This window comes from Bradyrhizobium sp. KBS0727, assembly GCF_005937885.2.
Lineage (GTDB): Bacteria > Pseudomonadota > Alphaproteobacteria > Rhizobiales > Xanthobacteraceae > Bradyrhizobium.
The window spans coordinates 6,715,231-6,742,099 of sequence record NZ_CP042176.1 but is presented as its reverse complement, the minus strand read 5'-3'; the positions used below and the strand labels follow the sequence as shown (position 1 = coordinate 6,742,099).

22 protein-coding genes and 2 pseudogenes are annotated in these 26,869 nt (G+C 60.1%); 12 read left to right on the top strand and 12 right to left on the bottom strand.

The window, feature by feature from the left end; translation table 11 throughout:
• Positions 1-74: 74 nt before the first annotated feature.
• The 4 genes from FFI89_RS31590 to FFI89_RS31575 all read right to left on the bottom strand — a co-directional run bounded on the left by FFI89_RS31590 (position 75) and on the right by FFI89_RS31575 (position 4,253).
• Positions 75-1,577 (bottom strand): catalase, encoded by a 1,503-nt coding sequence (locus tag FFI89_RS31590; RefSeq protein ID WP_138831380.1) that lies wholly within the window; start codon positions 1,575-1,577, stop codon positions 75-77.
• Between the two features lie 11 nt (positions 1,578-1,588).
• Positions 1,589-2,626 carry an agmatinase gene (locus FFI89_RS31585; RefSeq protein ID WP_138831379.1) on the bottom strand — a complete coding sequence of 346 codons (1,038 nt, stop codon included), beginning with the start codon at positions 2,624-2,626 and terminating at the stop codon, positions 1,589-1,591.
• Positions 2,623-3,312 carry a winged helix-turn-helix domain-containing protein gene (locus FFI89_RS31580; RefSeq protein ID WP_168213214.1) on the bottom strand — a complete coding sequence of 230 codons (690 nt, stop codon included), beginning with the start codon at positions 3,310-3,312 and terminating at the stop codon, positions 2,623-2,625. The genes FFI89_RS31585 and FFI89_RS31580 overlap by 4 nt, the downstream gene beginning before the upstream one ends.
• 209 nt (positions 3,313-3,521) lie before the next feature.
• Complete coding sequence (locus FFI89_RS31575) at positions 3,522-4,253, bottom strand: glutathione S-transferase family protein (RefSeq protein WP_246669312.1); 732 nt, start codon at positions 4,251-4,253, stop codon at positions 3,522-3,524.
• 817 nt (positions 4,254-5,070) lie between these two features.
• Here FFI89_RS31575 and FFI89_RS31565 point away from each other — a divergent pair.
• The 5 genes from FFI89_RS31565 to FFI89_RS31545 all read left to right on the top strand — a co-directional run bounded on the left by FFI89_RS31565 (position 5,071) and on the right by FFI89_RS31545 (position 10,906).
• On the top strand, positions 5,071-7,815 hold the full coding sequence (locus FFI89_RS31565) for a PAS domain-containing protein (RefSeq protein WP_246669311.1): 2,745 nt from the start codon (positions 5,071-5,073) through the stop codon (positions 7,813-7,815).
• Complete coding sequence (locus FFI89_RS31560; RefSeq protein WP_138831376.1) at positions 7,812-8,471, top strand: response regulator transcription factor; 660 nt, start codon at positions 7,812-7,814, stop codon at positions 8,469-8,471. The genes FFI89_RS31565 and FFI89_RS31560 overlap by 4 nt, the downstream gene beginning before the upstream one ends.
• A 303-nt stretch (positions 8,472-8,774) precedes the next feature.
• Positions 8,775-10,010: a molybdopterin-dependent oxidoreductase gene (locus FFI89_RS31555; RefSeq protein WP_138831375.1), complete on the top strand. Its 1,236-nt coding sequence runs from the start codon at positions 8,775-8,777 to the stop codon at positions 10,008-10,010.
• 13 nt (positions 10,011-10,023) lie between these two features.
• Complete coding sequence (locus FFI89_RS31550) at positions 10,024-10,356, top strand: cytochrome c (protein ID WP_210249047.1); 333 nt, start codon at positions 10,024-10,026, stop codon at positions 10,354-10,356.
• Between the two features lie 160 nt (positions 10,357-10,516).
• A complete protein-coding gene (locus FFI89_RS31545; RefSeq protein ID WP_168213112.1) occupies positions 10,517-10,906 on the top strand; it encodes a response regulator transcription factor in 390 nt (129 codons plus the stop codon).
• 103 nt (positions 10,907-11,009) lie between these two features.
• On the opposite strand, the gene FFI89_RS31540 is transcribed toward FFI89_RS31545, so the two are convergent.
• On the bottom strand, positions 11,010-11,807 hold the full coding sequence (locus tag FFI89_RS31540) for a transcriptional initiation protein Tat (protein ID WP_246669310.1): 798 nt from the start codon (positions 11,805-11,807) through the stop codon (positions 11,010-11,012).
• A gap of 197 nt (positions 11,808-12,004) precedes the next feature.
• Here FFI89_RS31540 and FFI89_RS31535 point away from each other — a divergent pair, with 197 nt between their 5' ends.
• Both FFI89_RS31535 and FFI89_RS31530 read left to right on the top strand, forming a co-directional pair.
• Positions 12,005-12,184 carry a hypothetical protein gene (locus FFI89_RS31535; RefSeq protein WP_138831372.1) on the top strand — a complete coding sequence of 60 codons (180 nt, stop codon included), beginning with the start codon at positions 12,005-12,007 and terminating at the stop codon, positions 12,182-12,184.
• Between the two features lie 141 nt (positions 12,185-12,325).
• Entirely contained in the window at positions 12,326-12,520 is a 195-nt protein-coding gene (locus FFI89_RS31530) for a heme-binding protein (RefSeq protein ID WP_138831371.1), read from the top strand.
• A 55-nt stretch (positions 12,521-12,575) separates the two neighbouring features.
• Here FFI89_RS31530 and FFI89_RS31525 read toward each other — a convergent pair whose 3' ends face one another.
• Complete coding sequence (locus FFI89_RS31525; RefSeq protein WP_138831370.1) at positions 12,576-13,511, bottom strand: AraC family transcriptional regulator; 936 nt, start codon at positions 13,509-13,511, stop codon at positions 12,576-12,578.
• A 441-nt stretch (positions 13,512-13,952) separates the two neighbouring features.
• Here FFI89_RS31525 and FFI89_RS31520 point away from each other — a divergent pair, with 441 nt between their 5' ends.
• From FFI89_RS31520 to FFI89_RS31500, 5 genes and pseudogenes are all read left to right on the top strand, one after another.
• Positions 13,953-14,825, top strand: a complete 873-nt coding sequence (locus tag FFI89_RS31520; RefSeq protein WP_168213111.1) for an NAD(P)-dependent oxidoreductase — start codon at positions 13,953-13,955, stop codon at positions 14,823-14,825.
• A gap of 61 nt (positions 14,826-14,886) precedes the next feature.
• Positions 14,887-15,912, top strand: coding sequence for an aldo/keto reductase (locus tag FFI89_RS31515; RefSeq protein ID WP_305764652.1), 1,026 nt, complete (start codon positions 14,887-14,889; stop codon positions 15,910-15,912).
• Positions 15,913-16,025: 113 nt separating this feature from the next.
• Positions 16,026-17,435, top strand: a complete 1,410-nt coding sequence (locus FFI89_RS31510) for a cytochrome ubiquinol oxidase subunit I (protein WP_138831368.1) — start codon at positions 16,026-16,028, stop codon at positions 17,433-17,435.
• A 70-nt stretch (positions 17,436-17,505) separates the two neighbouring features.
• The gene (gene cydB, locus FFI89_RS31505) at positions 17,506-18,489 is read left to right on the top strand and encodes a cytochrome d ubiquinol oxidase subunit II (protein ID WP_138831367.1); all 984 of its coding nucleotides are present in this window, start codon (positions 17,506-17,508) and stop codon (positions 18,487-18,489) included.
• Between the two features lie 154 nt (positions 18,490-18,643).
• Positions 18,644-19,350, top strand: a pseudogene (locus FFI89_RS31500) (SLC13 family permease); the annotation flags it as partial.
• A gap of 79 nt (positions 19,351-19,429) precedes the next feature.
• On the opposite strand, the pseudogene FFI89_RS31495 reads toward FFI89_RS31500, so the two are convergent.
• The 6 genes and pseudogenes from FFI89_RS31495 to FFI89_RS31470 form a co-directional block, all read right to left on the bottom strand.
• Positions 19,430-19,712, bottom strand: a pseudogene (locus FFI89_RS31495) (thioesterase family protein); the annotation flags it as partial.
• Between the two features lie 94 nt (positions 19,713-19,806).
• The gene (locus FFI89_RS31490) at positions 19,807-21,054 is read right to left on the bottom strand and encodes an oxalate decarboxylase family bicupin (RefSeq protein WP_138831366.1); all 1,248 of its coding nucleotides are present in this window, start codon (positions 21,052-21,054) and stop codon (positions 19,807-19,809) included.
• 128 nt (positions 21,055-21,182) lie between these two features.
• The gene (locus FFI89_RS31485; protein ID WP_246669309.1) at positions 21,183-21,725 is read right to left on the bottom strand and encodes a cytochrome family protein; all 543 of its coding nucleotides are present in this window, start codon (positions 21,723-21,725) and stop codon (positions 21,183-21,185) included.
• 203 nt (positions 21,726-21,928) lie between these two features.
• A complete protein-coding gene (locus FFI89_RS31480) occupies positions 21,929-22,333 on the bottom strand; it encodes a cupin domain-containing protein (protein ID WP_138831365.1) in 405 nt (134 codons plus the stop codon).
• Positions 22,334-22,542: 209 nt separating this feature from the next.
• Entirely contained in the window at positions 22,543-25,656 is a 3,114-nt protein-coding gene (locus FFI89_RS31475; RefSeq protein WP_138831364.1) for an efflux RND transporter permease subunit, read from the bottom strand.
• Complete coding sequence (locus FFI89_RS31470) at positions 25,653-26,840, bottom strand: efflux RND transporter periplasmic adaptor subunit (protein WP_138831363.1); 1,188 nt, start codon at positions 26,838-26,840, stop codon at positions 25,653-25,655. The genes FFI89_RS31475 and FFI89_RS31470 overlap by 4 nt, the downstream gene beginning before the upstream one ends.
• Positions 26,841-26,869 lie beyond the last annotated feature (29 nt).

Sequence of the window (26,869 nt, the reverse complement as noted above, 5' to 3'; positions counted from 1 at the left end):
CGCTGACCAGGAGGCCCGGCGCTGCTCAGATCTGATGTTATGGCCTCGCGCCTGAACGGCGCGAGGCCATAATCTTAGTGGGCGTCGGCCAGCGCGGGCTTGCCGCTGGACGCGTCGGAGTTATTGGCCGCGAACTTGACGAGGGCGTCAGCGACGCCCTTGCCGTAAGCCGGGTCGGCCTTCATGCAGTTGGCCACATGTCGGTCCTGAATGTGCTTCGCGGCGCCGCCGACCTGGCGAGCGGTGTTGTCGAACAGTGTCTGCTTCTGTTGCGGACTCATTTTCCGGAACAGATCGCCCGGCTGCTGCCAGTGATCGTCGTCGACCCGGTGATCCCAGTGGGCGGCAGCGCCCGTAATCTCGAGCGGCGGCTCGTTGAGCTGCGGCTGATCAGTCCACTCGCCGCGGCTGTTGGGGAAGTAGGTCGGCGTTCCGCCGAGATTGCCGTCGGTGCGCATCGCGCCATCACGATGATAGCTGTGGAACGGACATTTCGGCGCGTTGACCGGGATGTGGTGGTGATTGACCCCGAGGCGATACCGCTGCGCATCTCCATAGGAGAACAGACGCGCCTGCAGCATCTTGTCGGGCGAATAGCTGATGCCCGGCACGATGTTGGCAGGTGAAAACGCCGCCTGTTCGACCTCGGCGAAGACGTTTTCGGGATTTCGGTGGAGCTCGAAAAATCCGACCTCGATCAGCGGGAAATCGCCCTTTGGCCAGACCTTCGTCAGGTCGAAGGGGTTGAATGGGAAAGCCTTCGCCTGGGCGTCCGTCATCACCTGGATGAAGAGCGTCCAGCGTGGGAAATCTCCGGCCTCGATGCTTCCGAAGAGATCCCGCTGATGGCTCTCGCGATCCTTGCCCACGAGCGCCTCGGCTTCCGCGTCCGTCAGGTTCTGGATGCCCTGCTGGCTGCGGAAGTGGAACTTGACCCAGATGCGCTCGTTTGCGGCGTTGAGGAAACTGTAGGTGTGGCTGCCGAAGCCGTGCATGTGGCGGAAGCTCTTCGGGATGCCGCGCTCGCTCATGACGATCGTGACCTGGTGCAGAGCTTCCGGCAGCAGCGTCCAGAAGTCCCAGTTGTTGTCGGCACTGCGCATGCCGGTTCGCGGATCACGCTTGATGGCGTGATTGAGATCGGGAAAGCGCAGCGGATCGCGGAAGAAGAACACCGGGGTGTTGTTTCCTACGACGTCCCAGTTGCCCTCTTCGGTATAGAACTTCAGCGCGAAGCCGCGGATGTCGCGCTCGGCGTCCGCGGCGCCGCGCTCGCCTGCGACGGTAGAAAAGCGGGCGAACATCGGCGTCTGCTTTCCGATCTTTGAGAAGATCTTCGCCTTGGTGTAGCGGGTGATATCGTGCGTGACGGTAAAGGTGCCGTGAGCACCGGAGCCCTTGGCGTGCATCCGCCGTTCCGGAATCACCTCGCGGTGGAAATGGGCCAGCTTTTCGATCAGCCAGACGTCCTGCAACAGCGCCGGCCCTCGCGGCCCGGCGGTCTGAATGTTGAGATTGTCCGTGACCGGGGTACCGGATGCATGGGAAAGCGGCGGGCGTTTGGTCTCATTGCTCATTGAGTTGTTCCTTAGGTTGCGTGTTGAACGGGTTGGAGGAATGATTGCGCGGCGGCCCGCGGCGCCTGCCTGATGCGTCGCTTGGCGCGTTCGTGAAAAATGGACCCGATGAAGTCGAGGCTGGTTCGTGCGGCCAGCAGCGAGGTGATCCCGGAGGGATCATAGGGCGGCGAAACCTCGACAAAATCGGCGCCGACGACCTCGAACCGTCTGGCGACCTCGCGGAGAATGTCCTTGCCCTCGTAGTAGCTGAAGCCGCCATGGCTGATCGTGGCCGTTCCCGGTGCGATCGACGGATCGAAGCTGTCGATGTCGATCGAGACATAGACGCGCTCGCCGTCGGGAATGTGCGCAAGAGACGCGGCGACGCCCTGGGCCCGGAGCTTGCGCAAGGGCACGACGTGCGTGCCATAAGCCTTTGCGGCTTCCCAATCCTTCCGGCTCACGGCCGCCATGTTGTGCGGTCCGAGCGTGGTGATGCCCTTCACATGCCGCATCTCGGATGCCCGTCGCATCGGGCTACCGTGGCCCCAGGTGATGCCGTTGCGCTCGTCGATGAAATCGAAATGCGCATCCAGATGGACAATGTGGATCGGCTTCTCGTTCGAGAAGGCAGCGACAGTCGCCATCGTGATCGCGTGGTCACCGCCCAGGATATAAGGCATGGTCTTGGCATCGAGCAGGGCGCGCACGGCCTGCTCGGCGTTGGCAAGGCTGCGCTTTGTGTCGGCGTAGATCACGTCGCTGTCGCCGGCATCGACGATCTTCACTTCAGCAGGGGTCAGATAGGTGACTTCGTCCTCGAAATCGAACACGCCCTCCGGTCCGAAGCCGTGAAACATCGAGACCTCGCGGATCGCGCGCGGCCCGAATCGCGTGCCGACGCGATAGCTCGACGCGGTGTCGATCGGGATTCCGAGGACGGCGACGTCGGCTCCGTCGAGCTTGTCCCAATCGGGGCATGCCGGCTGGCGAGCGAAGGTCGCCAGGCCGACGAAGGGCAAATCCATCCGGTCGGGTGTGTTGCGGCTGGTGTTATCGGTGTTCATTGCGACATTCCTTCCAATAGCTTCGGTGACCTATCTTCGACGGCCGGATTGGCTGTTCGGTCGGCAGGGTTTGACGGAGAGCCGCCCGACAGAGGAGTCGAACTTAGAGCGAAGCCGACGCCGCGCACGTTGCGGATCATGGGGGCTTCATTCGAGCCGTCGACCTTGCGACGCAGTCGGCCCATGTGAACATCGACAAGATTCGTTTCGGGGACGAATTTGTAGTTCCACACCTCCTTCAGGAGGCTCTCTCGCGTCAGCAACCTGTCGCTCCGTTGCATCATGTACTTGAGCAACAGAAATTCACGCGGTCGCAGATCAATCTTGCGGTCGCCTCGCTTCGCAGTCCGATCCATGAGGTCGAGCTCCAGCGGTCCCACGCGTAGCACTGTCTCGTTCAACAGCGCTTGCAGCCGGACCAAAGGTTCTCCGCTCGATATCAATTCAACTGTTGCGAGCGGCTGCTTGCAGGCGACCTGCCCTCGGGGAGACGTTCCACGCATCCGGTCAACCATCTTCTCAAGCGTGCTCGACAGCAGCGAATGAATGTCGGCTCCATTGGAGACAAGGTCGGATCGCACTTCAGCGGGGACATCGTTGAGGCGGAAACGAACCAGAATGGGCAAGCCATCGATATCTGCCAGAAGCTCCGTCGCTTCATCCTGCAACGTCGGCGGCGTCTGCACGCCCCGAACAGAGCCTCGGTGCTGCCCAGGTCTGGCTGGTGTCAGCAAATGTATTGAGGCTGATCTCGGCTCCGCAGTCCTCGAATCGGCCTTGATGAATGTCGAATTCATCCGATCGGGCTTGTTGCGGCTGACGCTTTGGGCTCTCATTGCAGTGTCCCTTTCACCGACCGTGCGGATTCATCTCCGACGGCCGGATTGGTTGGTGTTCAGCAGATATCGTCGGCGATTCCTTCCTGCTCGTAGGCGCGGCGGACCGAGTGGAGGCCTGTCATCCTGTCGAGCAGCTCTGAGATGTTGGGACGCGAACGTGGCGGCCGAGCCATTGGGCGCGCCCAGCGCGAGAGCATGACCAGGTAGAAATCGACGGCGCTGAGCCTTTTGCCGAGAAAAAACGGGCCGTTGGCCTTGAGATGATCTTCGATAATGTCGAGAAACCGGCTGGCGCGCACCTCGGCGGCGTGCTTGACGACGTCGGTCGCGGAAGCATCCCTGCCGGCCAGGCGGTCCGGATACTGCCAGATCATCAACTCCTCCTGCAGCGAGTTCGTCAGGAAGGTCAGCCACTGGTAGAACTTTGCGCGCTCAGGCGTTCCGACCTGAGGGGCTAATCCTGCGTCGGCATGCCGATCGACGAGATGGAGCACGATAGCTGCGGCCTCGGACATGATCAGATCGCCGTCAACCAGAGTGGGGATACGTCCGTTCGGATTGATCTTGAGATATTCCCTGGACTTCTGGGCGTTCTTGGCTCGATCAACGAGAACGAGGTCATATTGAACTCCGATCTCTTCGAGCAGCATGTGCGGCGCGGCGTTGGCGTTCGCTGGGAAATAGTGCAGCTGATACATCGAAACACTCCTGGCTGTTGTTTCACTGCACCAGCAGATAAATCGATGTCTGGCTGGCCACAACGGCGGACATCCGACGATTTCGGCCAAAGGCCCGGCTTATTTGGCCGAAAAGCAATCATGATGCTCGCACCTGATTTTCGAGAAGCAGGACGGCGCTTTTGCAGTGATCAGCGTAGCAATCGTGATCGCAGTAGATGAGGTGCGTCCCGATCTCTCGCAGGTATCCTGCTTCAATCTGCTGGTTGCACATCACGCAGCAGGATCGCGGGCGCGGCGATCTCTCGTTCACCAACACGAATCTCATGTGGCGCTCTCCCAGAAAAAATTCGACAGCAGGGACCAGGATGGGCGGTTCACTTTGCGATCTCTTGGCTCCGGAGTCCCGAACATCGGGAAATTGCCATGCGATGCTCGTAACCATGTGCAGTCACCCTCTCGGCGGGTCCTGAAGCGATCGGCGCACTTCCTTGAACAGAGAGCAGTTCGCCAGGAATAGTGTCGAACAAGACCAAACCTTCCTTCACACACGGCACAGCGCGTGGCTGGAGCGTTCCAACGAAATTGAGAATCGTTGCGCATGTTTGCCTCCTGCGGGCTCGGCGCGGGTATCGGTTGTTACCCGCGATCGGCTATTCGGATGGCAGCGAGACTAGGAGGATTAGGATTGTTGGCTCAATCCTACGTAGGTAAGCGTCGGATATGGAAAGGGTTCACAGAAACTATACGTATGTTTAGGGTGCTTCTTTCATGTCCCGGATCCGCTGCGAGCGATGCCGCCTGATCCATGCCGGGTGCGAGGCCGGGCGATGCAACCGCAACGGCGGGCCGTCCAGGCTATAACGAATTGCCGGGTTTCCCCCAAAGTGCTCTAATCGCGCTGGCCGGAGACCCGGGACGCTCTGCGATGATGATGCCTGACCAGACCAGCAATTTGCGGAATTCAGCCGCGCGGTTGTTCATCGGCAGCGCTGCTTGCAGGGGGGCTTACTACGCCATGGCGGCGTTGTCGGTCGCTGTTGCGATAGTTGCGGCGGAACTGGTAACTCGCTTACTGCAGGCTGAGGCCATCGCACTGTTGATGCTTTGCGCCGTCATTGTCGCTGCATGGTTTGGCGGGTTCCGCCCGGCGCTGTTGGCGATCGCACTCGCCCTTTCTGCTATCCATTATTACCTGTTGCCTCCAATCAATTCGTTTGCCTGGAAGCACAATTTACTCGCGGTGGGCATATCGGAAGTCCCGCGTCTGATTTTGTTTTCCATTACATCTCTCTTCGTTGCATTCATGGTTTCGGGGCAGAGAGCGGCAACATCAGCTCTCCGGCGTTCCAGCGCTGACCTGCAAGTGGCGATGGAGGAACAGCGGCGGACTGAAGCCGCGCTGCTGCATAGCGAAACGTATTTGACCGAGGCGCAGAGGCTGAGTCGCACCGGGAGCTTCGGATGGACTGTCTCCAGCGGGGACATCTTCTGGTCAGATGAAGTGTTCAGAATCTTTCAATTTGACCGAACGACGGAACCGAGCCTGGAGTTGGTTGTCCGACGCACCCATCCGGACGATCGTGCTGCCGTACAACAAACAATTGACCGCGCTTCCGTCGACGGAAATGACTTCGACCATGAGTATCGGTTGCTGATGCCGGATGGCTCTGTGAAATATGTCCATGCCGTGGCTCATGCTGTGAAGAATGTATCCGGCGGCATCGAGTTTGTCGGAGCGGTGACGGATGTTACGGTTGCGAAGGAGACCGAACGGAAGCTACGACGCAGCGAGGCCTATTTGGCCGAAGCCCAGCGTTTGAGTCACACGGGAAGTTGGGCCTGGGATGCGCGGCGGCGAGAGTTCGCGTTTCGGTCCCCGGAAGCGCACCGCTTGTTGGGATTCGATCCGGAAAAGGACGCTGTACCAGAGCAACCCCTTTGGGATCGTGTTCACGGCGAAGACAGGGACCGGGTTATCGAAATGGTGGGGCGGGCTCTTCGAGAGAAGACGGACTTCGAAGGCGACTATCGCGTCGTTCTTCCGGACGGTTCGACAAGATACGTGCATTCCGTGGGACATGCGGTTGTCGGTGACGACGGTGAAGTGGTCGAACTGGTTGGAACGCATATCGATGTCACCGAGCAGCACCTCGCAAGGGAAGCGCTGGGAAAAGCCTTTGACGAGATCAAGAAATCCGAAGACCGGCTTCGACTGGTGATCGACACAATCCCGACGCTGGTCTGGCGCGCCGGCGTAGACGGGGTTCCCGATTTCCTCAATCAGCCCGCGCTCGATTACACCGGCCTCACACCGGATCAAGCCGAAACCGGCTGGCCTCGCGCCTTTCATCCTGACGACAAGAAGGGCATGTTAGTGAAGTGGAGTGCCATAAGGGCGTCCGGTATGCCCGGAGAGCTTGAAGCTCGGCTGCGGCGCTTCGACGGTGAATATCGCTGGTTTCTATTTCGAGGCGTGCCGCTGCGGGATGAGTCAGGCAACATCGTCAAATGGTACGGGTCGTCGACCGACATCGAGGACCGCAAGCGGACGGAAAATGCTCTGCGCCAAAGCGAGGCCTATCTGGCCCAGGCACAGCGATTGAGCCTTACCGGTACCTTCGGCTGGCGCGTCGCCACCGGCGAGAATACCTGGTCAACGGAAACCTTTAGGATTTTTGGATACGACGAGGCGCCATCCGCGACCGTCGATATGGTTCTTGCGCGCACGCATCCGGAGGATCGCGCCGCCGTCCGAAAGGCCATTGACCGTGCCTCTATCGATCAAAATGATTACGATGATGCGTATCGGTTGATGATGCCGGATGGCTCGGTGAAACATGTCCGCGCGGTGGCCCGTGCCACGCGAGATGCATCAGGTGGCATCGAGTTTGTCGGGGCCGTGACGGATGTCACCGCGACAAAACAGGCCGAGGAAAAGTTGCAAAACGCGCAGGCAGAGCTCGCCCACGTTACGCGCGTGACCATGTTGGGCGAACTGACGGCCTCCATTGCGCATGAAGTGAATCAGCCGCTTGCCGCTGTCATCGCCAACGCCGAGGCATGTCTGCGCTGGCTCGATCGCGAAACCCCCGATTTGGCCGCCGCGCGCCGCTCGGCAGAATGGGTCATAAACGACGGCATCCGGGCGAGCGAGGTGATCCGGCGGGCCCGGGCGCTCGCGAAAAAGACCGATATTGAGAAGGAGCCGATCGACGTCAACAACGTCGTCAGGGAGGTCATCGCGCTGGTGCAGCGCGAGCTAAGTAGCCACAGGGTATCCGTGCGCACGGAGTTGGAGCCGGCTCTACCGAAAATCCTTGGTGATCGCGTCCAATTGCAGCAGGTATTGATCAACCTGGTGATGAACGGTATTGAAGCAATGCAGCAGGTCACGGGCCGGCCGCGTGAACTGGTGATCCGATCACGCCAGGACGAGACAAGCCGAGTGCTCCTGAGTGTGACGGATCGCGGCGCCGGGATCTCCGCCGAGAATGCAAGCCGGCTGTTCAGTGCCTTCTTCACCACCAAGTCCGGCGGCTTGGGTATGGGGCTCTCGATCTGTCGTTCGATCGTGGAAGCTCACGGGGGGCGTCTGTCAGCCTCCGGCAATGAGGGGCCCGGTGCGACGTTTCAATTCGTCCTGCCCTCGCATCGGGAGGATGCGTCGTGACCGAGCATCATAAATCATCGCGTGAGCCCGCCAGCGCCAAGGAGCCGATCGTCTTCATTGTCGAGGACGACGTATCGATGCGCAGAGCGCTCACCAACCTTTTTCAGTCCGTTGGATTGGAGGTCGAGGTGTTCGGTTCGGCATCCGAGATGCTGCAAGGCAAGCTTCCGGATGTTGCCAGTTGCCTGGTCCTCGACGTCAGGTTGCCCGGATTGAGTGGACTGGACCTTCAAGCCGAACTGGCCAAGTCTAACATCCATATTCCGGTTATCTTCATGACCGGTCATGGCGACATCCCAATGACCGTCAGGGCCATGAAGAGCGGAGCGGTTGACTTTCTGACCAAGCCGTTTCGCGATCAGGAAATGCTGGACGCGGTGGGGACGGCGATTGAACGGGATCGAAAGCGGCGCGAGGCCAGCAAGGTCGTCGCGAATTTGCAGGCGCTTCTCGACGCCCTGACTCCCCGCGAGCGGGAGATCCTGGCTTTGGTCTCGTCTGGCCTCATGAACAAGCAGATAGCAGCTGAACTTGAACTTGCCGAGATTACCGTGAAGATCCATCGCGGGCACATCATGAAGAAGATGGGTGCGAAGTCGCTGGCCGATCTGGTGAGAATGGCTGAAGCGCTCGGAATTCGCCGCGCCAGGCCCTAGCGAATATTCAGGGACCTTCAGGCGAAGGCTGGCTCCGGAAGCGGGATGTCTGCAGCGAGGCCTGCCGCAGTACACCAAAGTATGTTCAGCTTAAACCAATAGGATGGAGCGGTTTGCTCCTGATCGGACTAGTCTCGCATAGGCGCTGAACGTGCAAGTGCGACTAAGCGGGCCGAAAGCCAAGGCCACCACATCGCGATCACCGAATGGGCGTACTCACGGGCGCATGATGAACGAGCTGGTCCGCGGCGCATTGGGCCGACGATCGGGCGCTGGTTGGTGACGAATGACCCGGAGGTTTGTATGACAGAGAACGGCACTCCTCGCGGCATGATCACGCGGCGGCGGCTGCTCGCCACGGCAAGCGCGGCGGGCGTGGCATTTTCACGGCCAGCCTGGGCGCAAAAGATGGTTGATCTTCCGCTGCCCGGTGGTCCCGAAGCGCGGCAGATCACAACCGCCTTTCCGCAGAAGGGCCCGATGATCCTGCAGCGGACCCGTCCACCGCTTCTGGAAACCCCGTTCGAGGTTTTCGACAAGGGTGTATTCACCCCGAACGACCAGTTCTATGTGCGCTGGCACTGGGCGCTCATCCCGACCGATATTGACGTCGCCAAGTTCAGCCTCACCGTGCGTGGCCATGTGAACCAGGCATTGTCACTGTCGCTGAATGATATCGTTAAGGGATTGCCGAGTGTTCAATTGTCCGCCGTGAACCAATGCTCCGGCAACTCGAGAGGCTTTTTCCAGCCTCGCGTGACCGGCGGCCAATGGGCGAACGGCGCCATGGGCAATGCGCTCTGGACCGGTGTCCGCCTCAAGGATGTGCTGGATAAGGCCGGCGTGAAGCCCGGCGCCTTGACGGTGCGATTTAAAGGTCTGGAAGAGCCCGTTGTGGACGGTGCGCCGCATTTCATGAAGTCGCTGGACATCGAGCACGCCCGCGACGCCGAGGTGATGATCGCCTATGCCATGAATGGCGAGCAACTACCCCTGGTGAACGGATTTCCCCTGCGGTTGGTGGTGCCTGGCTGGTATGCGACCTACTGGGTCAAGATGCTGAATGACATCGAGGTCATGGACCAACCGGATACCAACTACTGGACGAAGGTTGCCTATACCATTCCGGACGCACCACACGCCAGCATCAAGCCGGGCGAAGCAGATGTGAAGATGATTCCGATTAACCGGATGGTCCCCAGATCGTTCGTCACGAACATTGCGTCAGGCAGCAAGGTGAACGCCGCCGCACCAACGGCGCTGCGCGGCATTGCATTCGGTGGCGATTGCGGCGTGGCGAGTGTCGACTTCTCCATCGACCGCGGCCAAAGCTGGCATCAGGCGCAACTTGGGAAGGACGAGGGAAAATACGGATTTCGGCAATGGCAGACGCAATTGACATTGCCCGCCGCCGGTACGTACAGCCTGTTGATCCGCTGCACCAATAGCAACGGTGTGGCGCAACCCGACACACCGAATTGGAATCCGGCCGGCTTCATGCGCAACGTCACGGAATCGATAGATATCATGGCGGTTTGAGGGAGTATTCAGGATGATGCGCAACTTGGTTCCGGTCATCGCTCTCTTGAGCGTGGCGTCAACGCCTCTTCTCGTACGCGCCGCTACACCATTCGAACTGAAGTCGGTGAAGATCGACTTGCCGGACAGTGATACAATGTTCCCCGCCGGCCCAGGTTCCGACGCGATCAACAACAATTGCCTTGCCTGTCACTCCGCCGGCATGGTGTTGAACCAGCCTGCGTTGCCGAAACAGGCGTGGGCGGCGGAAGTCAACAAGATGATCAACAACTACAAGGCTCCGATAGCCGCGGAAGATGTCGGAGCGATCGTTGAGTATTTGACCGCCCTCAAGGGTGCGAAATAGACGTCGGTCTGTGGTTCGTTGAGGTCGAAACGCTCGCGATGCGCTCCACGAATTTGTGATCACAAACCTAAGTATGATTTCACAATCTGATCGGCAGCTCACTTTTGGGTTGAGGCGGTGCCAAGGCAAGCGCCTCGCTCTCGCTTTAGGAAGGCCCGTCTTGTCAACGCTTTCGGTCATTTCAGTCATTGACGACGATGCATCCGTCCGCGCCGCGACCAACAATCTTCTCAGCTCGCATGGATACCTCATCCATACATTTGCGTCGGCTGAGGAATTCTTGCAGTCGGGCCGTCTGAACGACTCGTCGTGTATCATTGCGGATGTGCAGATGCCCGCCATGAGCGGCCTGGACCTTCTGACCCATATGCGTGCCCAAGGTTACACCGCGCCGGTTATCTTCATTACGGCTTTCCCCGAAGAAAGCGTCCGCGCCCGCGCTTTGAAGGCCGGAGCCATTTGCTTCCTAGGCAAGCCGTTCGCTGGACCCGCACTGGTTAGCTGCGTTGAGACTGCCGTGAATCGACATCACGGCGGAACCGGCAAGTAAGTCGATCCAGACGACTACGAGCGTGAAGCCGTCCTTAGACGTCGCTGACATAGTTGGGCTCGACGGCCAACATCCGGCTTCCATGCACAATAGGCAGCCCGTGCTACTTTGCGTAATGAAAGCCGGCCTGTTGCAGCTCGGGCAGCGTGCCAGCGGCGCCAGGAATTAGAACAGCGCCGTCCACCAGATGGCTGGTCAGTTCCGCGGCAAGCGCGGCATGAGGGAGCCTGTCAGGGTTGATGCCGAATTTGATGAGGGCCCCGGCATGTTCCCAAATCGCGTTGTGGCAAGACATGAAAACAACGCCGCGCCGCATCAGTGCAGGTATCGAATTGTCTTCACCGGAGAAGGGTCCTGCCGGGTCCTCATAGTTGGCGGGATCGGCTGCAGCTGACTTCCGCTCGATGATCGGCGTATTGGCCTTGAACTCGTCGCCAGCCAGGCTCGTGAGCCGGTACTTGTCCCAAATCGCTTGATCGTAGAGCGCGAGCTGGGCTGTACCGTGGGTCACCGACACGACGAGAAAATCCGGATGGTTGAATGACCAGATCTGCGAATTGAGCGCGTTGCGCATCAGGTTCAGCCAGGGGCCCCCGATGTCGGTGTTGTCCCAGGCCTGCCTTGGCACGGGCCGATAGGAGAGCACCTCTGTCAACGCTTCGTGATCCCATTGCTCCTGGTCGTTCAGGATCATCGGCACGGTCTTGAAATCGCGACGGCGCGGCGCCTGGGCCAGGCGCTTCTTCAATGCGTCAAGATGGGTGGCGCCGGCAGGCATCAACGCGGATTCGACGGCAGCCGGCGCGGGCTTGGCCCGTGCCGACGCAAGGCCGATCGCACTTGTGGCTGCGGTCAAAGCCAATGTCTTCAACACGCCCCTTCGTCCTGCGATGACGTTCACGGTCGCTATCTCCTGCCTGCACCTCTCGGGCAAATAGGCGCGGGTGTTGTCCTTGGCCATTAAATCATTTGAATGAGATGAACGCGCCAGCCCCCGGCATCCGGGGAGTTTCTAACGCGGAATTGACTGGCGGAGGGGGCAATTGCGTTCCGATGTAACTCGCATCGCCTACCCGAACATCCAACCAGGAGGCCATGATGAAATTAGCATTGATTGGTGCAGCCGCGATCGCCGCGGCAGCTTTCGCAACTCCCGCTTTGGCACGGGCCGATGCCGGCGACTATAGCTACTCGCAGAACGGAAACGCCGTGGTCGCGAATCATGCGGCCGAGTCCGACGCGTACCGCTATCACGGCGGACCGAAGGAAAACGACTGACCAAAAGCGGTTCGGCTCAGGCCTTGACGCCCCGGCCTCTCGGGCCTGGGCGTCAGGCCGCCGGCGAGTTCGTCGATCGCGAGACACAGAATCCGTCCGTCCTGCCGACATTTGCCGATCTTGCTTGATTTCGACAAACCCATGAGTGAGGCACTGAAGGATGCCGTCAACCACGGTCGCGTTGCAGCCGTTACGGTTATAGGGCTTGCAGAGATGCAGGGCGGGCTTCCCATCGCTGTCGATGGCGAGGTGATCGGCGCCATCGGGGCAAGCTTCGACACGCCGGAGCACGACGTGCAAATCGCGCAAGCCAGGTTGGCAGCGGACCCCCGTTGAATTGAACCCCGCCAAGGGGTTCTGCCGCAAGTGATCCTGATTTCAGCTTCCGAAGTTAGTCCTCTCGGTGGCGCCGATACTCGGTCGGCGTAAGTCCGGTGAACCTGCGAAATGCCCTGGTGAACGAACTGGTCTCGCGAAAGCCGATCCGAATGCCGATCTGCGTCACCGAGAGCGCCGGCCTCTGCAACAGGCTCCTCGCGCGATCCATCCGCCGGGCCATATGGTAACGGTGCGGCGGCACGCCGAAGGATTGTGTGAAAGCGCGAGCAAAATGATAGAGGCTCAGATCGGCGAGTTCTGCCAGAGCGGCCAGCGAAATCTCCTCCGCAAGATGCTCCTCGATGAATTCCGTCACATGCTTCTGCCGCCACACCGGCAAGCCGCCACGTAGTGGTTTGGCCGCAGCGGACGTCGCTCCTTCCAGTCGCATGATTTCGTGCATCAATACGAGGCTCAAGGCCTCCGCATACTCGCGGCTACCTGGGTCGGACTTCCCGACCTCGGCCTTGAGTTTAAGCGCCGTGTCCCAGACCGCATGATCGAAGAAAAACAAGCGTGGGCTGATCGTAGGGCAGGCGATGCCGGATCCTGGATCAAACAACCGATCCTGCAGATCGATATAGAAATAGGTGACGCGGGTCAGCACGCGCGGCGTCTGCCACCCGTAGAACCGATGCCCGGCCGGCACCAGGCTGAGCTTGCAATTGAACTCGCGCAGGGTCGATTTTGGCAAGCCCTCGATGAGCGTCTCGCCATCATCTCGTTCTGCCCGCTCGTAAGCGATCAGCAGGTGTCTTCGCGCCTGAAAGCCGTATTCGAAAGTCTCGCGCCGGGTAATTCTCACATTGTCCGCCTGTATTGCGCCCCAAGTCGCCTGTCGGCGGCGGGCGATATCAGGCGGAGAAATGTCGACGATCGATGGAGATGAGGAGCGAAAATCGGAACGGCCATCGCCGACATCACTCGTTCGTTCTCGCGACACTCGCATCCCTGCGCTTTCATCAGAATTGTAGTCGCACCGAGACTATTCGGATGGATTGTTGCGGCCATTAAATTCCGGTTCAGATAGCTAAATTCGATTTTATTCACGGCGAGCGGCGCGAGCCCCCGGATGGAACATGCATGGCGAGTGTCTAGCTGTGCCATATCAAATCCAAGCAAGAAGACGTAAGGCGCGGCAAGCTGAGACAAGCGCCAGCTCCGTCCGTCACCAGTTAGTGGGCAGTGTCCGTCGCAAGCCGCGGAACGGACGACGCGGCCAGGCCCGTCAGGAACCTCTATGTCCAAGCTTGAACCATCTCCCGTCGCTCTAGGGGGGGCATCTGAAAGTCCATCCCGCGAGCACTCTGTCGTTTCGAGATCGGCCGCCACCTGCCGGTCAGCGTTGGGAGAAATCGGCTTTGTCGGCCTTGGTCACATGGGAAGGCCGATGGCCGCCAACCTCGCGGCCGCCGGACGACGGGTGATCGCATATGTCCGCCGCTCGGATCAGCTCGGTGAGCTCGAGGCGCTCGGTCTCAGCCCCACGACGGATATCGGCGACCTGCTCGACTGTGATGTCGTTGTCAGCATGCTGCCGGACGACGATGCGGTACGGGAAGTGGTGTTCGGTAGCAGCGACGACGATCTGGACGGACTGGCCGCAGGTTTGATGCCCGGCGCGATCCACCTATCGATGAGCACAATTAGCACGGCGGCCGCGTCGGTCCTGGCGAGCGAGCATGCGCGGCACGGGCAGGGTTACGTAGCTGCGCCGGTGTTCGGGAACCCGGATGCCGCCAAGGCGCGCCAGTTGTTCATCGTTGCCGCTGGCGCCCCGGCCCATATCGAGCGTTGCCGGCCGGTCCTCGACAGCCTCGGACAAAGAACTTTTACCGTCGGTTCCGACCCGGGAGATGCAAACCTCTTCAAGCTGCTCGGCAATATGATGAGCGCAACGGCGCTGGAGGTGCTCGGAGAGGTCGTTGCCGTCGTTCGCAAGCGCGGGCTGGATCCGCAGCCGTTCATCGACATTATGACCAGCGCGATGTTCGGTGGACGCGCGCACAGGATCTATGGCGACAAGATTGCCAAGCAGGTCTACGCACCCGGTTTCGTCTTGCCCCTCGTGCTGAAGGATGTGCGCCTGGCGCTCGCGGAAGCTGAGAACGCCGGCGCTCCGATGCCATCGGTGGGAGTCGTCCGGGACCGGCTGATCTCGGGTATCGCGCGTGGTTACGGCGACCTTGACTGGACCGTCCTCGGGCTTATCGCCGCGGAGGAGGCGGGGCTCTACGCGATGCCCTCGGTCACTGCCGATTGAGGCTGGACTTGTCCGCTACCTACAGCCCCAGGGCGCACCCACTCAAGGAAAGAACAGGATCATGGCTCGTCAAGCAGAAGCGCTCAAAATGAACATGGAACGTACCGCGATTCAGGGCACGTCGCTTAGGGTGTCGCCGGTCGCTATTGGGACCTGGGCCATCGGCGGGTGGATGTGGGGTGGAACCGACGAAGCTGAATCTATCGCCACCATCCAGGCCGCTTTCGAGCATGGCATCAACCTTGTCGACACGGCCCCGGTTTATGGATTCGGCCGCTCCGAAGAGATCGTTGGCAGGGCTATCGCCGAAAGCGGGCTACGCTCGCAAGTGGTGATCGCCACCAAGGTCGGACTTCAATGGGCGGGTGGGAGGGTATCTCGCAACGCCAGTCGCGCCCGCATCCTGCGGGAGGTCGAAGATTCCTTGCGCCGGCTTCGAACCGATTACATTGACGTCTATCAGGTTCATTGGCCCGACCCGTTGATTCCGATCGAAGAAACCGCAGACGCGATGAACATGCTTTTCGCGCAAGGGAAAATCCGCGCCATCGGCGTGAGCAACTTTTCGGTCGGACAGATGGAGCGGTTTCGCCGAATTGCGCCGTTGCATGTGCTGCAGCCACCGTACAATTTGTTCGAACGCGGAATCGAGGTCGACCTTCTGCCCTATTGCCAGAAAAATGGAATTGCGATGCTGGGATATGGGGCGCTGTGCCGGGGCCTGCTGTCCGGACGAATGAAAGCGGATACAGTTTTCGATGGCGACGATCTGAGGCGTTCCGACCCGAAGTTTCTCCCGCCACGGTTCGAACAATATCTGACCGCCGTGTACAAGCTCGACCGCCTCGCGCAACGCTTCGGCAAACGCGTTATCCATCTCGCGATCCGTTGGATGCTTGACCAGGGCGTCACGACGGCATTGTGGGGTGCGCGTCATCCCGATCAGCTGCAGCCCGTCGACGAAGTGATTGGCTGGTCGCTCGATGCCTCTGCCAAAGCCGAGATCGATCGGATCCTGCGCGAGACCATCAGCGATCCGGTCGGCCCTGAATTCATGGCTCCGCCGGCAAGGAGTGTCGCAGCGTGACGCGACACGGATTGCCGATCGCGAAGTTAGGAAACTAACGGCGAATTTAATATCCCTCCGTTGTCCCGTCCCTAACTTCTGGGAGTTGCCCTCGTCAGCCGAGAGAACTGCAAATGGATATGACGGCGCTTCTCCTTTCGCGAATTCAATTCGCCTTCACCATCACGTTCCATATCATCTTTCCATCTTTCACAATCGGCCTGGCAGCCTGGCTGACCATCCTCGAAGCACTGCATCTTAGAACCGGTCGCCCGGTCTATCAGATGCTTTTTGAATTCTGGCTGAAGATATTCGGCGTGGCATTCGGATTGGGGGTCGTGTCGGGAATTGTGATGGCATTCCAGTTCGGTACGAACTGGAGCGAACTGTCGAAAATGTCGGGGCCGATCCAGGGCCCGCTTCTGATGTACGAGACCTTCACCGCCTTCATGCTCGAGGCCAGTTTTTTCGGCGTCCTCATCTTTGGACGCACCCGCGTGCCTCCGTGGTTCTACCTGTTTTCTACCGCGATGGTCGCGCTCGGGACCACGCTCTCGGCGTTCTGGATCATGGTCAATAATAGCTGGATGCAGGTGCCTACCGGTTACGTCATGGAAAATGGGATGTTCGTTCCAGACGACTGGACCAAAATCATCTTCAACTCGGTGGTCTGGTCGCGATTTCCGCACATGTTGCTGGCTTCTTACCTGACCGGTGCCTTCTGCGTTGCCGCGACGGGCGCCTGGTATCTGCTGCGGAAGGTATATCACGCCGAATCCCGCATCATGCTGCGCATGGGCCTTGGTCTCGCAGCCGTGCTGATGCCGGTCCAGCTCCTGTTCGGACACCTCGTCGGTGGGTACGTCAATACGTATCAGCCGTCCAAAATGGCTGCGATCGAGGGACGCTGGAACGATGAGAAACCAGGCTCCGAAGTCCTGTTCGCATGGCCGGATGTGGAGAATCGGCGCAACCTCTATGCGATCACGCTACCACCGCCTTTCGGCAGCCTGATCGACTCCGACAGCCTCACCGCGGGGGAAACCGGACTCAACAGCATCCCACCGCAGAATTGGCCGCCGGTGGTGGTTCCGTTCTTTAGCTTTCGCATCATGGTGGGATGTGGTCTGGTGATGCTGGGGCTCGCCTGGCTCGGCACCTATCTGAGTTTCAGGCATCGTCTGGCCTACATTCGTCCCATGCTCTGGCTGACGTTCCTGAGCTTTCCGCTGCCCTTCATCGCGATCATTACCGGCTGGTTCACCGCCGAAGTCGGCCGCCAGCCCTGGGTGGTCTTTGGCGTGTTGCGAACCGCTGACGCCATGACGCCATTCTTGACGACGCGTGCGGCGACGATCTCGCTCGTGATCTTCTGTGCGGTCTACGCCTTCATCTTCCTGTTCGGTACGTTCTACATCTATCGGCTTATCCGCACGGGTCCCCGCAGCAACCTGTTCGAGACTCCACATCTCGCAGTTCCGAACCGGCCGATATCGCTGGCCGACGACGAACAGGAACCAAGCTACGTCGTCGCTGGAGAATAACCATGTTCATGCTCTGGTTATCGCTTTTTGCCGCCAGCATTGTGCTTTACGTCCTCGCAGGAGCATAGTCATGATCATGTTCTGGGTCTCGCTTTTGGCCATCAGCATTCTGCTCTACGTGGTGCTCGACGGAGTCGATCTCGGCGTCGGCCTGCTGTTCGGGCTGGCGAGAGGCGAAGCCAGGCGTGGCGCGATGCTGAGCGCGGTGGCGCCGATCTGGGATGGCAACGAGACCTGGCTGGTGGTCACCGCGGTGATCTTGTGGGGTGCTTTCCCTGTCATTTATGCATCGTTGCTGTCGGCCTTCTATCTGCCTCTCATCGTCATGTTGTTGGGCCTGATCCTGCGCGGTGTGGCGTTCGAGTTTCGCTACAAGACGCGTCGGATGCGGTGGGTCTGGGATTTGAGTTTCGCCGGCGGGTCATTGATCGCAACCTTCATTCAGGGCTTGACCGTCGGCGCCCTGGTAGAGGGGCTACCATTCACGAACGGCGAATATTCCGGAGGGGAGGTCGGTTGGCTGACGCCGTTTGCTGTCCTTTGCGGCATCGGGCTGTGCCTTGGTTACGCGCTTCTCGGCGCCTGCTGGCTACTCAGGAAGTGCGAGGGCGAGGTTCGCGACATCGCTCGCCGCCAGATCCGCGTGCTTGCGATCGGCGTACTGGCCTTCCTCGCGCTTGTCTTCGCCTATGCGCTGGCAGAGCATCTTCCGATCCTCCATCGCTGGATCGATCGTCCCTATTTGTTCGTATTCCCGGTGACAGGAGCGCTTGCGGCAGTCGTGCTCGCGCTCAGCATCCGGAGCCATGACGACTACCTGCCGTTCCATATGGTCACGTTGATCTTTGTATCGGCATTTGGCACCTTGGCGCTGTCGTTCTGGCCATACATGATCCCCTTCGTTATCACCGTTGATCAAGCCGCCGCGCCGCGGTCCAGCCTCATGTTCATGTTCTGGGGCGGCGCCGTGGTCTTCCCGCTGATGCTGCTCTACACAGTCATCAGCTACAGCGTTTTCAGGGGCAAAGTCGTACCAACAGCCGGACACCATTAGATGTCATGCGAAACCGATGCGTGACTCATGCCCCCGGAGACGCCAGGGAATCGCGCCAGGCAAACGATCGGTGAGCAAATCCGAAGAACCAACACGATGCCTCGCTTCTGGAGCGACCAACAGTCGCTGCGGCAGTGGCCATAAGTGCAAGCGGATGCTTTTCAATTCAGTCATCTGGGTTATTGCAGCTGCTGCGACGTTGGGCGTGATCGCCCGGCCATGGAATTCGCCGGAGTTCGTCTGGGCGGTGGCAGGCGCCGCGATCCTGGTGCTGTTCAATTTGCTGTCGTGGCAGGCGGCGGTCGCGGCCGTCGTTGGGGGCACTGACGCCTACCTCTTTCTGATCGGCATGATGCTGTTATCTGAGGTCGCCAGGAAGGAGGGTCTGTTTGACTGGCTCGCGACCCAGGCGGTCAGGCATGCGCGCGGCTCGGCCAAACGACTATTCCTGATCATTTATGTCGTCGGCATCCTGGTGACGGCGTTCCTGTCGAACGACGCCACTGCTGTGGTTATGATACCGGCGGTCTATGCAACGACCAGGGCCGCGCAGGTCGAGCCGCTGCCGTATCTCTTCATCTGCGCTTTCATCGCCAACGCCGCGAGTTCGCTGTCAGCTCCAACCTCGTCAACAATTTGCCGATGGGTCTGATCGCGGCGGCCACAAATCATGCCGCGCGCGTGCCCGCCCAGGTAGCCGGCGCGATCCTGATCGGGGTCGATCTCGGGCCCAATCTTTCCGCAACAGGCTCGCTCGCCACCATCCTGTGGCTGATCGTATTGCGCCGAGAGAGCGAGAACGTCGCGTTGCTTCGGTTTCTCAGACTCGGCCTCATCGTCATGCCGCCCGCGCTGCTACTGTGCTGCTTGCCTTGCTCGCGATATCCCCCTGAAACAGACAATCATTCCTGGCCGAGAAAAAGTTGGTCTTCGGATGGAGTCAATCCAGACTCATGGTGAGCGGCTTTACTCCGAACCGCTTCTCGAACGCCAGCGCCTCGACGATGCCGCGGCGATGGGTACCATCGCCGATCTTGCGGTCGCCGTCCCAGGCCTCGACCTCGAACAACGCTCTTGGGGTCGATCCTAATGACGCGAGAAATGGCGCGGACCGTGCGGCCGACCGGAGTTGCGGCGAGGTGGCGGATGTTCACGTCCATGCCGACGCTGACGAAGCCTTCCGGGAGATACGAAGCGGTCGCGGAGCCGGACGCCATTTCCATATCCGCCTCGTTCGAGATCCTGCTATTGCAGGCGGCTATTTGTGACACCGCGAGCAATGCTGTCTGTGTCAAAGGCCAGCCTTGACTCCGCGATTTACGATCCGGGCATTACGCCGGGGGCGTTCTCCGGCCATTTGTCGATTGTCGCCTCGTCTATGTTCAGATGCTGGGCAACCAGCGCCCGCGGCGTGTGCGTGAGCCAGTTGGAGAGAGAAATCTCCTCATAGCGGGAAGCCCTGAAGACCGCGACAAACTGCATGTCCGTGTCGCCGACATTCTCGACGTAATGTCCCAGATTGCGCTTGACGTAGCCGATGTCTCCAGGATTGAAATCCATCGTCATCGCGTTCGGTCCGGTATTGAAAACCGTCATGCGTGCTTTGCCCTTGATATAATACTGCCATTCGTCGGCGTTCGGATGCCAGTGCATTTCGCGGACGCCACCAGGACGAACCGTCACCAGCGCGGCGGCAATCCTCGTCGAGACCATGAAGTTGCTGCTGTCGGCAATCCGCACGTCGCCGCCTTCGGATTGCTTCGTTGGAGTTGACGATCCAAGCCTGAAGATGAAGGGATGGGGTGGAACGCCCCCGGTTTTGCTGACTGCAGCGCGTTCCGATGCCAAATCGCCGGGCAGCGTTCCCTGGAAGATCCAGAGATTTTGCAGCGGAATCCTGGCGAACGTCTGGGCCGGAACGCCAAAATTCTTGGCCAGCACCTCGGGAGGCGTATGGGCGAACCAGTCCGTCACCAAGAGCGTATTGAACTCGCTGGCGTCGCCGTCGTCAAAGCAGATCACAAATTCGCAACCGTCCGGGCCGAGACCCTGCAGCGAATGTGGCTGGCCTGCCGGGAAATACCAGAGATCGCCCTCATTGACGTCGGCAACGTAGGGCCGGCCGACAGCGTCGAGAACCGTCACGCGGCAACTGCCGTATGTCATAATCGCCCACTCCGCGGCCTGGTGCCAGTGCAATTCCCGAATGCCCCCGGCCGTCAACCGCATGTTGACGCCGGTGATCGTGTCGGAAATCGCAAAATCTTTCTGGGTCACCTCGCGCGCCCAGCCGCCGTTCTGGACGCGCTTTGGCGCGTTGTTGAAGGAGGCCCAGTCCATCGGCATGCCGCCGACGTCGGTCGCCGGCGGAAATTGCGCCGAAGGAAACTGCTTGCCGATGGCCTCGCTTTGCGGGCCGGGATCCCTGAGATTTCCCGGAGCCCTGGCGTTGACTGCGCCTTGCGGCGGCAGGTCCGGATTGCCGAAGGAGGCGGCATGTGCGGCGCTGGCGGTCATCACAGCGCCAGCAGCGGACACTGCCAGCATATCCCGTCTCGAAAACATGTTACGTCTCCTATCCAAAATTGACTGGGTGTAGGTGAGAGATAGGTTCACGATTATCGCGAGCCATTAAATTAACATTCAGAATGCTTTGCGGATCGGGCCGATTTGAATCGCCTGCATGGCAAGCTTCAATTTCGAGGGGTGTTGTTGGTGTTCAAGTCCGACGCGGACGCCCCGTTTGGTACGCGGACTTCGACCACGCCGTGGTTGAGAGCTTGATGGCATGAGTTGCATGCGTCAGTCAGGTCGGTGTAGGCCCTGGCAAAGGCTGTGGTGTCTCTCGATTGGATCGCGCTGTTGAGCTCCTTGAACGACTGCTCCGTAACCGAAGCGATCATGTCCGGAAAAGAGATGTCGTGTTCCGTTGAACGGGCTTGCCCGAGCCGATTGAACGCCCCGTGGAGATTTCCAAGCTCGTAGGTCGCAAATTCCCAGTTGCCATCCTGTTCGGCCCGCCAGAGCCGCTCGTGCCGCGGTTGAATTGTCGCGATCATCAGGTCGCTAATACTTGGCAGATATCCGGTGGCTTGAGGTGAGGGCGCTGCGTCTGGCCCTGCGGCCACGCTCCGCGTCGTCGCAAAACCGACCGCCAGGATCGCCGCCGCGGCAATAGTGATCCCGCCAACTGCGATCTGATGGCGTCGAATCCTAGCTGCGTTTGGGCCGCTCATGCGCGTACCGGGAGCCTGGTCAAGAGAGGCGTGGAGGTTCCGGTTTCGATGACCGTGCGGCGGGCAACCTCAACTGCGTTTAGCCCGGTATTGAATTCGCGCTCGTCCATGATGGCTCCATGTTCGACGAGTCGTTAAAGCTGCTTGCAGGAAGGCACTAGGCTTACGGCCGGTATCGTCCTGCCCCCCAGGAAGCACCCGGCTTACGGCCAGGTATCGTCCGGAAGGTTGACAACAATTGGTGTTGCGGTGCTGCGCACGACCACCCATCGAAACGGCTCCTGTTTCGAAGGATTGATTTCCATGTGCGGCAGGAAAGCAGGGACATGAATGAAATCGCCGGCGCGTGCACGCGCGACCGATTCGCCTCTTTCGCCCCAGCGGATTTCGCAGATGCCGGAGAGGACGTAAGCGATCGTCTCCTGCTCTCCATGATGATGGATTCCCGTCCGCGATCCCGGCTCCACCTCGAACAGTCCGCCCCAGATGGCCGATGCAATGCCGAGCGCCGGCGCGATGGCGGCGCAACGTTCGGAGCCTGACGTCTGCGCCGTACCCCGATCGAATTCGGCTGGGCTGACGATGTGGATTGCAGCAGATGAACTCATGGCGTCCCGGATCAGTTTGAATTCCTACCTGCTAAATTAAGCAGCAGCTGATGGGAGAGCCACTAAATTGGAGTTTAGCAATACGCGCCGAATTGAGGCGGGGTCCTTCGAGGAGGAGCGCGGCAGCCTTCCATATCCAATGATGATGGTCCCCCAGGTCGGTGCAGATCGCGCGACCGTCGAGGACCGCAGGGCCTGCCAAACAACGTTCATTCGGCAGGCGCCGCCGCCTCAGCGTGGCCCGGGGCGGCTTGCTTCTTTTCCCCGAACAGCCAGGTCTGCAAGCGGTCGAGGTAGATATAGACGACCGGCGTCGTATAGAGCGTGAGCACCTGCGACAGAGCGAGGCCGCCGACGATGGCGTAGCCGAGCGGCTGGCGAAGCTCCGATCCGACTCCGCTTCCGAGCATCATCGGAACGCCGCCAAGCAGCGCCGCCATCGTGGTCATCAGGATCGGCCTGAAACGCATGATGCAGGCCTGATAAATCGATTCTTCCGCCGTCAACCCCTGCTCATGCTCGACGTGCTGGGCAAAATCGACCAGCATGATTCCGTTCTTCTTGACGATGCCGATGAGCAGGATGATGCCGACGATCGCGATCACGCTGAGATCGTAGTGAACCGCCATCAGCAGCAGCAGCGCGCCGAGACCGGCCGATGGCAAGGTCGAGATGATCGTGATCGGATGAATCAGGCTCTCGTACAGCACACCGAGAATGATGTAGATGACGAACAGCGCTGCGGCGATGAGGATCGGCGTGCTCGACAACGAGTCGCCGAATGCCTGGGCGTTGCCCTGAAAGCTGGTCTGAAGCGAGAGTGGCTTGCCGAGGTCTTTCTCGATCTTCTGGATGGAACTCACCGCCTGGCCGATCGCGGTGCCTGGCAGGAGGTTGAAAGAGATCGTCACCGACGGGAACTGGCCCTGATGATTTACCACGAGCGGCGCCACCTTCACCACCGAGTCGACAAGCGTTGATAACGGCACCTGCTGACCGCTCGATGATTTGACGTAAATGCCGTTGAGCGCTTCGGGCCCATACTGGAATTTAGGATCGACCTCCAGGACGACATGATACTGATTCAGGGTCGTGTACATGGTCGAGACGATGCGCTGGCCGAAAGCGTCATCGAGCGTGTTGTCGATAGTATAGGGCAGGATGCCATAGCTCGAGGCGACTTCGCGCTTGATGGTAATGTCGAGCATCGGCCCGGCATTGAGCTGGTCAGTAGCGACGTCGGCGATGCCAGGGATGGCCTTGATCCTGTCGAGGAACAGCCCTGCCCAATGGTTTAGCTCGCCGGGATCGGCGTCGTTCAGTGTGTACTGATACATCGTCTTGGACACGCGGCCGCCGATCGTGATGTCCTGCGCGGCCTGCATATAGAGCGTGATCCCCTGAATCTTGGCGAGGTTGGTCCGCAGCCGCGCGAGCACCTGGTCCATGCTGCCGCGCTGACTCTGGGGCTTCAGCGCGATATACACGCGGCCGTTATTGACCGTGGTGTTGCCGCCGCCCGCACCGACCGCCGCGCCGACTGTGGCAACCGCGGGGTCTCGCATCACCGCGTCGAGCAAGGCTTGCTGGCGCTCGGCCATCGCCTGGAAGGAGATATCCTGCGCGGCCTCGGACAGGCCGATGATCAATCCGGTATCCTGTTCGGGGAAGAAACCCTTGGGGATCAGCACGAACAGATATCCGGTCAACGCAATGGTGCCGAGCATTGTCATCAGGGTGATGAAGCGGTGCCGCAGTACGATCTTGAGGCCGGCCTCATAGAGGTGGAGCAGGCCATCGAAGCCGCGCTCGGAAAGCCGGTAGAGCCATCCGTGCTCCTTGCTCTCCGGCTTGAGCAGGTAGGCGCACATCATCGGCGTGAGCGTCAGCGAGATCAACAGCGACAGCACCAGCGCAACACTGACGGTAATGGCAAACTCGCGGAACAGGAGGCCGACATATCCCCCCATCAGGAACAGCGGAATGAACACGGCGATCAGCGATAGCGTGATCGACACGATGGTAAAACCGATCTCGCCGGCGCCTTTCAGCGACGCTTCGAACGGCGAGGCGCCTTCCTCCATGTGCCGCACGATGTTCTCGATCACGACGACGGCGTCGTCGACCACGAAGCCGACAGCGATCGACAACGCCATCAAGGAGAGATTGTCGAGACTGTAGCCGAGCTCGTAGAGTACGGCGAAAGTGCCGACCAGCGACAGCGGCACGGTGACGGCCGGAATAACGGTGGCCCAGAAATTGCGGAGGAATAGGAAGATTACCATCACGACCAGCGCGACCGTGAGCATTAACGTGAACTGCACGTCGCTGACCGAAGCGCGGATGGTCTCGGTGCGGTCGGAGATGATATTGACCTTGACCGCGGGCGGAATCGAGGCCTGAAGCACCGGCATCGCTGCCTTGATGCGGTTCACCGTGTCGACCACGTTGGCGCCGGGCTGACGCTGGATCGCCAGGATGACCGAGCGCTTCTGGTTGAACCAGCCGGCGATCAGGTCATTCTCCGGCGCACTGACGGCGCGGCCAACGTCGCGTATGCGGACCGGCGCCCCATTGCGATAGGCGATCACCAGATTGGCGTAGTCATCGGCCTTCAGCAACTGATCGTTGGTGTTGAGGGTGTAGGTCTGGCGCGGGCTGTTGAGTGTACCTTTCGCCAGATCGACATTCGCTTGGCCGAGCGCCGTCCGAACATCCTCGAGGTTGATGCCGCGGGCCGCCAGAGCCTGCGGGTCGAGCTGCACGCGAACGGCGGGCTTCTGCTGACCGCCGATACCCACAAGACCGACGCCGGATATCTGCGATATCTTTTGCAGCAGGATATTTTCTGCATAGGCGTCGACGGTGGTCAGCGGCAGGGTGTCCGAGGTCAGGCCGAGCACCAGAATCGGCGTGTCGGCTGGATTGACTTTCCGGATCGTTGGTGGGTACGGCATGCCCACCGGCAAATACGGGGTCGCAGCATTGATCGCCGACAGCGCGTCGCTGACGGTCCCATCGATCTGACGGTTCAAATCGAACTGCAGGGTAATCTGGGTATAGCCGAGCGCGCTCGCCGATGTCATCTGGGCGAGACCCGGGATTTCGCCGAACTGCAATTCGAGTGGCGTCGCCACCGAAGACGCCATGGTCTGCGGATCGGCGCCCGGCAACTGGGCCGTGATCTGAAGCGTCGGGTAATTGACGTTCGGCAGAGCCGCCACCGGCAATAGCGGATAGCTGACCAGGCCGCCGACCAACAGCCCGACCATCAGCAGGGCGGTAGCGATCGGCCGATGGATGAACGGTGCGGATATGTTCATGGGATGGGTGCCTGCTGAGCGCTTTGTGCAATCGCTTCCTGCGCTGCCTGGCCGTGCAGCATCGTGACGCGCGTGCCCGGTTGCAGCTTGTACTGTCCGTCGACCACGACCTGCCCATTGGCCTTGAGCCCGGAATCAATCAGGGCCTGGCCGCTGCTGATCTGCGCGACCTTGACAGGCTGGCTTTGGACCGTGTTGTTGTTGGGATCGATAACGTAGACGTAGGCGCCGCTCGGACCCTGCTGCACAGCCGATGCAGCGACGGTCAGGCCATTGCGCCTTGTATCCACGAGCAGCCGCGCGTTGACGAGCTGGCCAGGCCAGAGCCGGTGCGTTTTGTTGGCAAAATTCGCCTTGAGCTGGATTGAGCCCGTGGTCTGCAGGATCTCGTTGTTGACAAGGCCGAGCGCGCCTTGCTCCAGCAGGGTCGTATCGTCCTGGCTGTAGGCGAGAACCGCAAGCGGAGCTTTGGTATTCTGCTGTTGCTGCTGAATTTGCGGCAGAACGGTCTCGGGGAGAGTGAAGATCAGCGAAATCGGATCGATCTGCGTAACGACGACGAGGCCGTTCGTGCTTGATGGACTGATGATATTGCCGACGTCGATCTGACGAATGCCGGCCACGCCATCGATCGGCGACGTCAGGCGCGTAAAGCTGAGCTGCACTTTGGCGGCGTCGATCAGCGCCTGATCGGCCTTGATTGCCGCCTCGAGCTGTCCCACTTGCGCCTTCTGGGTCTCGAGCAATTGCGGAGTGGCCCAACCCTTCTCACCCAATGTGGTGTAGCGAGCGAGATTGGCCTGGGCGTTGATGAGTTGGGCCTGGTCGCGTTCGAGGTTTCCGGTGTACTGATCGATCAAGGCCTGATAGGGCCGCGGATCGATCTGCGCGAGCAGGTCGCCGGCATGCACGGTCTGGCCTTCGGTGAAGTTGATGCTGATGATTTGCCCCTGGATCTGAGCGCGCACGACGTCGGTATTGTAGGCAATCACCGTGCCGACACCGCTGAGATAGATCGGCACGTCATGCTGGGTGACCACGCCGGCGACGATCGAGACTGCGGGAGGTGGAGCGGGCGCGGCCGCGGCCGGCTCCAGTGGGTGAGCATGCGTGAAGTACAGAAGACCGCCGGCCGCGATGGCGGCGGTCAGTACGGCAGCGGAGATGGTGGCTTTCGTTTTCATGGTCGGTCCAACTCACGGATGAATGGTTA